Here is a 12,082-nt window from a genome sequence, read left to right on the forward strand (position 1 = left end):
GAAATATCGACCGGGACGAGGATTGAACCAAGAGAAGGGGGGATACGACCGCCGGGCTGGTTCCGGTTGCTGCGCCCACAGCCGGCGTGGCTGCCGTGTGCGCTACAACAACGAGAAGCTGTCAGACTGGCTGATGCGTCAATCGCTACCCCGTCCCTCAGGACGACTCGTTCCAGTCGCAACCTCGTCAGTCCGCCTTGTGGGCAGTACAGTCACGGAACGGCTCGGCTGGTTGGCTTGAGCACGCCCCGGAGACCCTTGCCAGGGCCCCTGGTTAGCGGGAGCGGGGCAATAATGCTCCGCTGAAATTGCATCGTCAATCGTTTTGTAGTGTTTTTTTTGGGGCACTACATCGCGACATCAATGTCAGGGACCTGCCGACGTTCAGTCCAGAACATCGACCTTGAGGCGCATGGACAGGTTCTGGCTACCTTGGGTGGAATAGCGACGTAACGTGCCTTGCTGCTCGGAGCTCGCGCTTTCATCGACACCGCCGATGGTGATCCACTCACCGATACGACCGCTCACTCGTGTATCCGCGTTCTGAACCTCCACGACGCCACTACGGCCTTGCGCAAGCCGGTCTCGGGTGCTGCTTATGGTGATCTGCACCCGGTCGCCGTGCACTGTGGCGGTGGCGTAGAAGCCGCGGAGAACGTCGCGATATTGCGTCTGCTGGTAGATCTGGCCGTAGCCATCTGTGCCTTGTGTGGTCAGCGGCACACTCTGACCGACCTGAATCAGCGCCGGATAACCCTCGCTGGCCTGAATCTGCTGAACGCCGCCATCCCGGCTGTTCGTGCTGCGGCGGATGATTCGCACCCGATCACGTCCGCCAATCTCTCCGCGTCCGGTTTCAAACTCCACGTCACCGGAGCGTACCGAGCCGTCCACCTGATAACCGCCGGCGGAGCTGCTGGCCGAGTCCTGGGTATCGACACTGATAAGCAGGCGCTTGGGCTCGACGTCCAGCTGATCGATGACCTGCCGCAGCTCGCTGATGAGCGCGTCCGGTGCGTTGACGATCAGCTGGCTGCCATAGGCTGTAACCCGACCCTGGCCCCCGAGCACCGACTCCGCTACGGGAATAACGTCTTCGGCCATGCGGTTGTTGAGCTGGATGACTTCGGTCGCCGCTTGCAACGGAAGACAGATGCTGAGTGCGACGGCCAGCAGAAAGATACGAGGGCTCATAGCAGAAAACTCCGCAGGTTTGTATCCGCTAGTCCATGTTCCCAGGCCTTGTCGAACTCCGCTTGGCGCACGCGCACCTGGGCAAGGTCGTGGTACAGGGCGTAGCCGGCGTATTGGTCCGCCTTGGGGCGTTGCAGCAGACCACAATCATCGGCGATCAGATAGGCGCCGCTCTGTTCGGGATAATCGGGGTTCAGCTTGCGGATATGTACATTGCTGGTCAATCGCCGAGCAAGCTGCAGAAGACGGTGACCTTCCTTGATCGCTCGTGTCGGGTCGCTGATCAAGATACGCAGGCGGTTGCGCGGATGGGCCAGCAGTAGGCGAGTGCAAGCCTGCTGAACGCTGCTGTGGTGATAAAGCCAGGGCTCCAGATCCGTGCTGTAGATGCACAGAGAGCGAGTCGCCTGCTGCAGCATGGCCAACGCATGCCGGCGAACCTCGTTGGGTTCGCTGAAGCGCTGCAGCTCGGTGTTCTGTCCAAGCTCGAAGGCGGCTGCTTGCCAAGCGAGAGGCTCGGGGAGGTCCGCTTGGGGGTTATGAACGGCAAAACGCCCCGGAGAGTGAAAGTCTATGGCCGGGAGTTCGGCCTGATCGCTGCTTTCGTCAGGGGCGCTGTCGCTCATATGGCCTCAGTGGCTCCGGCGGAGCATGTCGACGTGGGGGATTCCGGCTTCGAGAAACTCATCGCTGACCACTTCAAAACCAAGCCGCTCATAGAAGGCGGTAGCGTGAACCTGCGCCGTCAGCGTCTGCTCCGTCAGGCCTCGGCGCTCCGCCTCTGCAAGGACTGCGCGCATCAGGGCATCGCCCACGTTCATGCCGCGCCAGTCGCGCAGCACTGCAACCCGGCCAATCTGCCCGTCGGCCAGCAAGCGTGCGGTACCGATCGGGTAGTCGCCCTCAAGGGCGAGAAAATGCACGGCTTCGTTATCGTCGGCATCCCATTCCTGCTCGGGCGGAACGGCCTGCTCGGCAATGAACACGGCTTCCCGAATACGCCGCAGTTCGGCGTTGTCGTGCTGCCAGTCGGCGATCCGTACCTGAACGCTATTCATCAGCAAACTCCAGACTTCCTCGTTTGACCAGCTCGCACAAAAGCCCCCGGCCATCGTCGTCGCTCAGCCACTCGCCGATGTTATCGGCGTGCAATGCGTCAGCCGAGCAGACCAGTTTCAACAGCTCGCGCAGCTTAGAGGGAAGTAGCCGGCTCTGGCCACTGGCGAACAGTAGCAGGCCGATGTCAACTTCGCTCCAGGCCAGGCGTGCCGCCGGGTTGCGGACCAGCAGGGCGCCATCTTCGATTGCCGAGCGCAGATCGATCTCGTCAAGCTCGGGCCCCTCCACTCGTTCCGGGTAGCGGGGCTCGGTCATGAACTGGCCGAACCAGGTGAGCAACAGGCGCTCGTCGCTCATGTGCTCGGCAAGCAGCGCTTTCAATCGGTCCAGTGCGTCGCTCTGAATCTGGTAAGGATCGTCGCTCGGTTGCAGATCGGCGTCGCTGTAGCGATCCTCGTCCGGCAGGAACTGCGCCAGGAAGTCGGTGAAGTGGGTCAGTACCTCGGCTGCGCTAGGGGCACGGAAACCGACCGAGTAGGTCATGCAGGCATCCTCGGCGGTGCCGAAGTGGGCCAGGCGAGGCGGCAGGTAAAGCATGTCACCGGGTTCCAGCACCCATTCATCGGTGCCTTCGAACTGGGCCAGGATGCGTAGATCGCCGTGGGTCAGCATCGGGCTTTCGCTGTCGCACATTTGCCCGATGCGCCAGCGGCGCTGACCATGTGCCTGCAGCAGGAATACGTCGTAGTTGTCGAAATGCGGGCCGACACCGCCGCCCGGTGCGGCATAGCTGATCATCACATCGTCGATGCGCCAGTTGGGGAGGAAGCGGAAGTGCTCGATCAGATCGGCGACTTCCGGTACCAGTTGGTCGACAGCCTGGACCAGCAGGGTCCAGTCACGCTCGGGCAGCTGCTGGTAGGTGTCTTCGGCAAAGGGACCGCGACGTAGCTCCCAAGGGCTTTCGCCGTGCTCGATGATCAGGCGGGATTCGACTTCCTCTTCCAGCGAAAGGCCAGCCAGTTCGTCCGGCGAGATGGGGCTCTGAAAGTCTGGAATGGCCTGGCGAATGAGCAGCGGTTTCTTCTGCCAGTAGTCGCGCAGAAATTCCCGGGCGCTGATACCGCCCAGGATTTGAAGTGGAATATCAGAAGTCATGCGTAACACCTTGCTCTATATACAGAGCTGAAAATAAAAACGCCCGGCACAGCCGGGCGTGCATACATGGGCGCACTCAGATGCGCTTGGCCTGGGCAACGGCGTTGCCGATGTAGTTGGCCGGCGTCAATTTGCGTAGTTCTGCCTTCGCTGCGTCTGGAATATCCAGACCGTCGATGAAAGTCTGCAGGGCTTCGGGGGTAATGCCTTTGCCGCGAGTCAGGTCCTTCAGCTTTTCGTAGGCGTTTTCCACCGCGTAGCGGCGCATCACGGTCTGTACCGGTTCGGCCAGCACTTCCCAGCAATTGTCCAGGTCCTCGGCGATGCGTGCGACATTGAGCTCCAGCTTGCCGATACCCTTGAGGCTCGCTTCGTAGGCAATGACGCTATGGGCAAAGCCGACGCCAAGGTTGCGCAGCACGGTGGAGTCGGTCAGGTCGCGCTGCCAGCGGGAGATCGGCAGCTTGCTGGCTAGGTGCTGGAACAGTGCGTTGGCGATGCCGAGGTTGCCTTCGGAGTTCTCGAAGTCGATCGGATTGACCTTGTGCGGCATGGTCGAGGAGCCGATCTCGCCGGCGACGGTCTTCTGCTTGAAGTAGCCGAGGGAGATGTAGCCCCAGACGTCGCGGTCGAAGTCGATCAGGATGGTGTTGAAGCGCGCGATGGCGTCGAACAGCTCGGCGATGTAGTCGTGCGGCTCGATCTGGGTGGTGTAGGGGTTCCAGGCCAGGCCGAGATCGCCTTCGATGAATTCGCGGGCGTTGGCTTCCCAGTCGATCTCCGGATAGGCGCTCAGGTGAGCGTTGTAGTTGCCCACGGCGCCGTTGATCTTGCCCAGCAGCGGAACGGCGGCGACCTGGGCGATCTGGCGCTCCAGACGGTACACCACGTTCGCCAGCTCCTTGCCGAGCGTTGTCGGCGACGCCGGCTGGCCATGCGTACGCGAGAGCATCGGTACGTCAGCGAATTGCACGGCCAGGGCGCGAATCGATTCGGCCAGCTGGCGCATCAGCGGCAGCAGCACGCTGTCGCGGCCTTCACGCAGCATCAGCGCGTGGGACAGGTTGTTGATGTCCTCGCTGGTGCAGGCGAAATGGATGAATTCGTTGACCTTGGCCAATTCCGGCAGCTGCTTGGCCTGCTCCTTGAGCAGGTACTCCACGGCTTTGACGTCATGGTTGGTGGTGCGCTCGAATTCCTTCACGCGCTCGGCGTGCTCCAGCTGGAAGTTCTCGGCCAGCTGATCCAGCACCGAGTTGGCTTCGGCGGAGAAGGGGGCGACTTCCGGAATGCCTGGGTGGGCTGCCAGGCGCTGGAGCCAGCGGACTTCGACCTGGACGCGGCAACGAATCAGGCCGAATTCGCTGAAGATCGGGCGCAAGGCGCTGGTTTTGCCGGCGTAGCGGCCATCGACGGGGGAAACCGCCGTGAGCGAGGAAAGCTGCATAGAGGGCATTCTCGGACAGTCAGGCAACGAAAAGAGGGCGCAGATTATACACGAATGGGCCGAGTGGGCCCGGTACATTCGCCGCCGCTAGTGGTCTTCGCCCTGAGTCGAGCGCAGCCTTGGGTAGAGCGCATCGAGCAGCTTGCGGCGGCTGAAGATCATTTGCCAACGGTGCCCGCCCAGCTGGCGCCACAGGCGTGCCGAGCGAATTCCGGAGAGCAGCAGGGCGCGAATCTTGGCTGCGTTATCCGTCTGCTGCAGGTGCCGCATGTCGCCTTGAACCTGAATGCGCTGGCGGAAAGTGCTCAGGGTGTCCTGGTACAACCCGCCGAACGAGGCCACGACATTCTCATGGGTGATGCCGAAGTGCTCGACCTGCTGCTGAATTTGATCCAGCCGGCTGCCGATGACCTGCAGCATGTCGTCGCGCTTGTCCAGCTGGCGCTCCAGACCGATCATCGCCAGTGCGTAGCGCAACGGTTCGCGCTGCAGCGCGCTGCTGTCGCGCTCCAGGGCGCCTACGAGCGCGCGATAGCCGTCACGCAGATTGAGGTCGTCTCCGCCGTAGATTTCCAGCGTAGTTTCCGGATTGCGGGCCAGCAGGCTGCCCAGCATGCAGCCGAGCGAGGCGTTCGGAACCTGGCCGGTGCGAGCGATGCGGTCCACCAACGTTGCTGATTCGAACACTGCGCCGAGTGCGATCAGCTGTTCGTCGAGCGTATTCATGCTCTGCCCTCGAACCAGGGTTCGGCCTGCTCGATCACACCGCCGCCCAGGCAGATTTCGCCGTCGTAGAACACGACCGACTGGCCCGGTGTCACCGCTCGTTGTGGCGCTTCGAACACGGCACGATAACCATCTGCCGTCTTTTCCAGCGTGCAGGCCTGATCGCTCTGGCGATAGCGGACCTTGGCGGTCAGCTTGAGCGGTGCGTTGAGGTCGACGGGGTTCACCCAGTAGATTTCCGACGCCAGCAGCGCGCGGGAGAACAGCCACGGATGATCGTTGCCCTGGCCGACCACCAGCACGTTGCGCTGCAGGTCCTTGCTCAGCACGTACCAGGGCTCGTCGGAAGCATCCTTGAGGCCGCCTATGCCCAGGCCCTGGCGTTGACCGATGGTGTGATACATCAAGCCGTGATGACGACCGATCACTTCACCATCGATGGTTTCGATATTGCCGGGCTGGGCCGGAAGGTATTGCTTGAGAAAGTCGCTGAAGCGTCTTTCGCCGATGAAGCAGATCCCGGTGGAATCCTTTTTCTTCGCCGTGGCAAGCCCGTACTTCTCGGCGATCGCCCGCACTTCGGGCTTTTCCAGCTCGCCGACAGGAAACAGCGTCTTGCTCAGCTGCTCGCCACCAACCGCATGCAGGAAATAGCTCTGGTCCTTGTTCGGGTCCAGCCCTTTGAGCAGCTCGCTGCGATCGTCCACGTCGCGCCGGCGCACGTAATGGCCGGTCGCGATGAGATCTGCCCCCAGCATCAATGCGTAGTCGAGAAAGGCCTTGAACTTGATCTCCCGGTTGCAAAGGATGTCCGGGTTCGGCGTGCGCCCCGCCTTGTATTCGGCGAGGAAATGCTCGAAGACGTTGTCCCAGTATTCAGCTGCGAAGTTTGCCGTATGCAGCTTGATGCCGATCCGATCGCACACTGCCTGAGCGTCGGCCAGATCTTCCTTGGCGGTGCAGTATTCCGTGCCGTCGTCCTCTTCCCAGTTCTTCATGAACAGGCCTTCGACCTGATAACCCTGCTCGAGCAGCAGGAGGGCGGAAACGGAAGAGTCCACTCCACCGGACATGCCGACGATGACACGTGTTTTTTCCGGGGCGGTGAGGGTGGTTACAGACATAGGAACACGCTGAGGCTCTGCAAAGGGGCGGATTCTATCAGGCTGCAGCAGGCATGACGAAGCCGCGTTCAGTTGCGAATCACGTCAAGCGAATGCAGCGGCCCGGCCAGATAATCATCGATGCAGCGTGGCACCAGTTCGCTGCGCCAGCGTTCAGGTTGCGCCTCCAGCTCGTCGCGGCTCAGCCACCGAGCGGCGACAATGCCCTCGTCGAGCTGACGCTGCGGATCATGCTGCAGGGGCATGGCGGCGAAGCACACGCGCTGATAGGTCACACCATTGCTGGGCGCGGTGTACAGATAAATTCCCACGACGCCAATGAGTTCGACGTCCCAGCCGGTTTCTTCGAGGGTTTCCCGTACTGCCGCCTGGCGCAGATTTTCATTGGCTTCGAGATGCCCGGCAGGCTGATTGAGGACGAGACGGCCCGCCTTGAGTTCTTCTACCAATAGAAAGCGTCCTTGGTCCTCGATAACGGTCGCGACGGTGATATGCGGTTGCCAGTCCATAAGAGCTGCCTTGTTTAAATGACGGGAATGATAACAGTCACCTCCGTTCAGAAAGCACGAACCCCGGCACCAGGCCGGGGTTCGTGGTAACGCTCAAGCGTTGACTCAGGCGTTCAGCGCGGCCAGGGCTGCGTTGAAGGTTGCGCTGGGGCGCATCACCTTGCTGGTCAGTTCCGGATTGGAGCGGTAGTAGCCACCGATATCCACCGGCTTGCCTTGCACCTCGGCCAGTTCGGCAACGATGGTTGCTTCCTGCTCGGTCAGTTGCTTGGCCAGCGGGGTGAAATGGGCCTTCAGTTCGGCGTCTTCGTCCTGAGCGGCCAGAGCTTGCGCCCAGTACAGCGCCAGGTAGAAGTGGCTGCCGCGGTTGTCGATCTGACCTACCTTGCGCGCCGGCGACTTGTTGTTGTCCAACAGTTTGCCGGTGGCCTGGTCAAGGGTCTTGCCGAGAATCTTGGCTTTGACGTTACCGGTCTTGATTCCTGTTTCTTCCAAGGACACTGCCAGAGCGAGGAACTCACCCAGGGAGTCCCAGCGCAGGTAGTTTTCCTCGATCAACTGCTGCACGTGCTTTGGTGCGGAACCGCCGGCACCGGTCTCGTACATGCCGCCGCCCGCCATCAGCGGAACGATGGAGAGCATCTTGGCCGAAGTGCCCAGTTCCATGATTGGGAACAGATCGGTCAGGTAGTCGCGCAGCACGTTGCCGGTCACCGAAATGGTGTCCTGGCCACGAATCATGCGCTCCATGCTGACACGGATGGCTTCGTTGTAGCCCATGATGCGGATGTCCAAGCCGCTCAGGTCGTGTTCCTTGAGGTAGGTTTCGACCTTGTTCTGCAGCTGACGATCATGAGCGCGTTCCGGGTCAAGCCAGAAGATCGCCGGAGTGTTCGACTGGCGGGCGCGGGTCACGGCCAGCTTGACCCAGTCGCGGATCGGGGCGTCCTTGGTCTGGCAAGCGCGCCAGATGTCGCCCTTCTCGACTTCGTGCTGCATCAGAACAGTGCCATCGGCCAGCACGACGCGCATGGTGCCGTCGGCCTGCATCTCGAAGGTCTTGTCGTGCGAGCCGTATTCCTCGGCTTTCTGTGCCATCAGGCCGACGTTCGGCACGCTGCCCATGGTGACCGGGTCGAAGGCACCGTTGGTTTTGCAGAAGTTGATCATTTCCTGGTAGATGCGGGCATAGGTGCTCTCCGGCATTACCGCTTTGGTGTCCTTCTGCTTGCCGTCCTTGCCCCACATCTGACCGGAGTTGCGGATCATCGCCGGCATCGAGGCGTCGACGATGACGTCGCTCGGGATGTGCAGGTTGGTGATGCCCTTGACCGAGTCGACCATCGCCATTTCAGGGCGGTGGCTGTAAACCTCATGGATGTCGTGCAGGATCTCTTCCTGCTGCGAGACCGGCAGCGACTTGATCTTGTCGTACACGCTGCTGATGCCGTTGTTCGGGTTGACGCCCAGTTCCTTGAACAGCTCGCCGTACTTGTCGAACACGTCCTTGTAGTAAACGCTGACCGCATGACCAAAGACGATCGGGTGAGAGATCTTCATCATGGTGGCCTTGACGTGCAGGGACCACATCACGCCGGTTTCCTTGCAGTCCTGCAGGGTGTCTTCGAAGAAGGCGCGCAGCTTGTTGCAGCTCATGAACATGCCGTCGAGCACTTCGCCTTCCTGCAGAGACAGCTGCTTCTTGACCTCGACCTGGCCGTCCTTGCCAACGAACTCGATGCGCACGTCACCGGCTTTTTCCATGGTGATCGACTGCTCGCTGGAGAAGAAGTCGCCGCCGCGCATGTAGTCGGCATGGGACTGCGAAGCCTTGCTCCACTTGCCCATCGAGTGTGGGTGCTTGCGGGCGTAGGCTTTCACGGCGGCCGGAGCGCGGCGGTCGGAGTTGCCTTCGCGCAGTACGGGGTTCACGGCGCTGCCGAGTACCTTGCCGTAGCGGGCGCGGGCATCCTTCTCCGCGTCGGTCTGCGGGTCTTCCGGGAAGTTGGGGATGTTGTAGCCCAGGGCTTGCAGTTCGGCGATGGCGGCCTTGAGTTGCGGCACGGAGGCGCTGATGTTGGGCAGCTTGATGATGTTGGCGTCGGGCTGAACGGTCAGCTCGGCAAGCTTGGCCAGGTCGTCGTCGACCTTCTTGTCGGCGTCGAGCTGGTCGGCAAAGCTCGCAAGAATGCGCCCTGCAAGAGAGATGTCGCGTGTTTCGACGGCTATGTCAGCGGAGGCGGAGAAGGCTTCTACAATAGGAAGAAGCGAATAGGTAGCCAGTGCTGGGGCTTCGTCGGTGAAGGTATAGATGATCTTCGAAGGGGTGGACATTTAGCGATAACTCTCTTCTTGCAGGGCGAGCACAGAATCCCGAGTGCGCCGGGTAGGCGCTCTGGCTCTCCGTCTAGGTGAAACCAGAAGGGGATTCGCCGCGGTGATGATGGATGCACCAATAGAGTGTCGAGCATTTGAACCGCCGAGCCGCGATAGCGACTCTGAGGTTTCAAGGGGCGAGACCTTGTACAAGACAGGTTCGCCCCTTATGACTTGTGAGTCATCCCGGCAGTATACCATCGAGCCAGCCTCGGGCAGAACGGCATTGCGCATACGACGAACGAACATGTAGTTTCAGGCAATTCGAGTGGGTTACCCTCAAAGATGATCGATGTCTAACCACGAAGACGGAGTCCAGCATGGGATACCAAAAGATCCAGGTGCCATCCAGCGGTGACAAAATTACCGTTAACGCCGACAACACCCTGAACGTCCCCGACAACCCGATCATTCCCTATATCGAAGGGGACGGCATTGGCGTCGACATCAGCCCGGTGATGATCAAGGTCGTGGATGCTGCCGTTCAGAAGGCCTATGGCGGGAAGCGCAAGATTGCCTGGATGGAAATCTACGCGGGCGAGAAGGCTACGCAGGTCTACGATCAGGACACTTGGTTGCCGAAGGAAACCCTCGAAGCTGTTCGCGATTACGTGGTGTCGATCAAGGGCCCCCTGACCACTCCGGTTGGCGGGGGCATTCGTTCCCTGAACGTTGCGCTGCGCCAGGAGCTTGATCTCTACGTCTGCCAGCGTCCGGTTCGCTGGTTCACCGGTGTGCCGAGCCCGGTCAAGAAGCCGGGCGACGTCGATATGGTGATCTTCCGGGAGAACTCCGAAGACATCTACGCCGGCGTCGAGTGGAAGGCAGGCTCCCCGGAGGCGGAGAAGGTCATCAAGTTCCTTACCGAGGAGATGGGTGTCAAGAAAATCCGCTTTACCGAGAACTGCGGTATTGGGGTCAAGCCAGTGTCACAGGAAGGCACCAAGCGTCTCGTTCGCAAGGCTTTGCAGTATGCCGTCGACAATGACCGCAGCTCGGTCACCATTGTCCACAAGGGCAACATCATGAAGTTCACCGAGGGTGCCTTCAAGGAGTGGGGCTACGAAGTGGCCCGCGACGAATTTGGCGCCGAGCTGCTGGATGGCGGCCCTTGGATGCAGTTCAAGAACCCTAACACCGGCAAGAACATCGTGGTCAAGGACGCCATCGCCGATGCCATGCTTCAGCAGATCCTGTTGCGCCCGGCCGAGTACGACGTCATCGCCACACTCAACCTGAACGGTGACTACCTGTCCGATGCGCTTGCCGCGGAGGTCGGCGGTATCGGTATTGCCCCGGGGGCAAACCTTTCCGACACCGTCGCCATGTTCGAAGCTACGCACGGTACCGCGCCGAAGTACGCCGGTCAGGACAAGGTCAATCCGGGTTCGCTGATCCTCTCGGCTGAGATGATGCTGCGCCATATGGGTTGGGTGGAAGCGGCAGACCTGATCATCAAGTCGACCGAGAGCGCTATCGCCGCCAAGACCGTCACCTACGACTTCGAGCGTCTGATGGAGGGCGCCCAGCTGATGTCCTGCTCGCAATTTGGCGACGCGATGATCAGCCACATGTAAGTGGCGTGGAATGAAAAAGGCCGATCAGATGATCGGCCTTTTTGTTTGGTTTCAGGACAAGTCAGGCATCTACTGTCGAGACGCCTTGGGCAGCGGCAGGGGTCGTCGCTTCGGACACGGCCTGCTGAGGCCTGATGTCGGTTGCATGAAGGCCTTTCGGACCCTGCAGGATGTTGAACATGACCGCTTGCCCAGCTTTCAGAGTTCGATAGCCTTCCATCTGGATGGCCGAGTAGTGGGCGAACAGGTCCTCATCGCCGCCGTCTGCTACGATGAAGCCGTAGCCTTTGGCGTTGTTGAACCACTTGACCTTACCGCTTAGCATGCTGTTATCCCTCTGCAAAGGAGTCCATTACTGGAGTAACATCCATTTCATTCCGCGCTTATGCAGCCCGAGGCCTCATGTTGCGCAACCCGTTTGCCCTTGTAGGCACATACTGTTTGTATCACCGTTTTGCCGATAGTCAAGGCGACTCGTCAGCTGGCTGCGAAGCTGTCCATATTTATCTGGCCCCAGCGCCACGACTTAGAACCGTTATGCGCATGCATGCATTTGCTCAGATTCGACTAACATTCAATCAGGACCGGCCCCAGCGGGACGAAGACGACGCGTCTGGTCTCGCTGTTCAGGAGGCCAAGCCGGAATTAAAGGCACCACCGATGTATAAAGTTGTCATGTTCAATGACGACTACACACCGATGGATTTTGTCGTCGAGGTGCTGGAAGGCATTTTCAATCACAGCAGGGAGCAGGCCACCAAGATCATGCTGGCCGTCCATACCGAGGGGCAGGCCGTCTGCGGGCTCTATACGCGCGACGTAGCCGAAACCAAAGCGATGCAAGTGAATCAATATGCAAGGGAATGCCAGCACCCGCTGCTCTGTGAGATCGAGAAGGACGGTTAACTCCGA

At 60.3% G+C, this 12,082-nt stretch carries 12 protein-coding genes; 2 read left to right on the top strand and 10 right to left on the bottom strand.

Features of this window, described 5'->3' with window-relative positions; translation table 11 throughout:
* Positions 1–384: 384 nt before the first annotated feature.
* The 9 genes from P5704_000580 to P5704_000620 form a co-directional block, all read right to left on the bottom strand.
* Positions 385–1,194, bottom strand: coding sequence for a secretin N-terminal domain-containing protein (locus P5704_000580; GenBank protein WOF79036.1), 810 nt, complete (start codon positions 1,192–1,194; stop codon positions 385–387).
* Positions 1,191–1,820, bottom strand: coding sequence for a histone acetyltransferase HPA2 (locus tag P5704_000585; protein ID WOF79037.1), 630 nt, complete (start codon positions 1,818–1,820; stop codon positions 1,191–1,193). The genes P5704_000580 and P5704_000585 overlap by 4 nt, the downstream gene beginning before the upstream one ends.
* A gap of 6 nt (positions 1,821–1,826) precedes the next feature.
* Complete coding sequence (locus tag P5704_000590; protein ID WOF79038.1) at positions 1,827–2,252, bottom strand: GNAT family N-acetyltransferase; 426 nt, start codon at positions 2,250–2,252, stop codon at positions 1,827–1,829.
* Complete coding sequence (locus P5704_000595; GenBank protein ID WOF79039.1) at positions 2,245–3,411, bottom strand: cupin domain-containing protein; 1,167 nt, start codon at positions 3,409–3,411, stop codon at positions 2,245–2,247. The genes P5704_000590 and P5704_000595 overlap by 8 nt, the downstream gene beginning before the upstream one ends.
* 76 nt (positions 3,412–3,487) lie before the next feature.
* Positions 3,488–4,858 (bottom strand): adenylosuccinate lyase, encoded by a 1,371-nt coding sequence (gene purB, locus P5704_000600; GenBank protein ID WOF79040.1) that lies wholly within the window; start codon positions 4,856–4,858, stop codon positions 3,488–3,490.
* Positions 4,859–4,945: 87 nt separating this feature from the next.
* A complete protein-coding gene (gene hflD / locus P5704_000605; GenBank protein ID WOF79041.1) occupies positions 4,946–5,584 on the bottom strand; it encodes a high frequency lysogenization protein HflD in 639 nt (212 codons plus the stop codon).
* The gene (gene mnmA, locus P5704_000610) at positions 5,581–6,708 is read right to left on the bottom strand and encodes a tRNA 2-thiouridine(34) synthase MnmA (protein WOF79042.1); all 1,128 of its coding nucleotides are present in this window, start codon (positions 6,706–6,708) and stop codon (positions 5,581–5,583) included. The genes hflD and mnmA overlap by 4 nt, the downstream gene beginning before the upstream one ends.
* 68 nt (positions 6,709–6,776) lie before the next feature.
* Positions 6,777–7,217 carry an NUDIX hydrolase gene (locus P5704_000615; protein ID WOF79043.1) on the bottom strand — a complete coding sequence of 147 codons (441 nt, stop codon included), beginning with the start codon at positions 7,215–7,217 and terminating at the stop codon, positions 6,777–6,779.
* Between the two features lie 105 nt (positions 7,218–7,322).
* A complete protein-coding gene (locus tag P5704_000620) occupies positions 7,323–9,551 on the bottom strand; it encodes an NADP-dependent isocitrate dehydrogenase (GenBank protein ID WOF79044.1) in 2,229 nt (742 codons plus the stop codon).
* Positions 9,552–9,913: 362 nt separating this feature from the next.
* Here P5704_000620 and icd point away from each other — a divergent pair, with 362 nt between their 5' ends.
* The gene (icd, locus tag P5704_000625) at positions 9,914–11,170 is read left to right on the top strand and encodes an NADP-dependent isocitrate dehydrogenase (GenBank protein WOF79045.1); all 1,257 of its coding nucleotides are present in this window, start codon (positions 9,914–9,916) and stop codon (positions 11,168–11,170) included.
* Positions 11,171–11,231: 61 nt separating this feature from the next.
* On the opposite strand, the gene cspD is transcribed toward icd, so the two are convergent.
* Positions 11,232–11,495: a cold shock domain-containing protein CspD gene (gene cspD / locus P5704_000630; protein ID WOF79046.1), complete on the bottom strand. Its 264-nt coding sequence runs from the start codon at positions 11,493–11,495 to the stop codon at positions 11,232–11,234.
* Between the two features lie 218 nt (positions 11,496–11,713).
* Here cspD and clpS point away from each other — a divergent pair, with 218 nt between their 5' ends.
* Positions 11,714–12,076, top strand: a complete 363-nt coding sequence (gene clpS, locus P5704_000635; protein WOF81138.1) for an ATP-dependent Clp protease adapter ClpS — start codon at positions 11,714–11,716, stop codon at positions 12,074–12,076.
* The last annotated feature ends 6 nt before the right edge of the window (positions 12,077–12,082 follow it).

It is taken from the genome of Pseudomonas sp. FeN3W, from assembly GCA_030263805.2.
GTDB classification, from domain to species: domain Bacteria; phylum Pseudomonadota; class Gammaproteobacteria; order Pseudomonadales; family Pseudomonadaceae; genus Stutzerimonas; species Stutzerimonas stutzeri_G.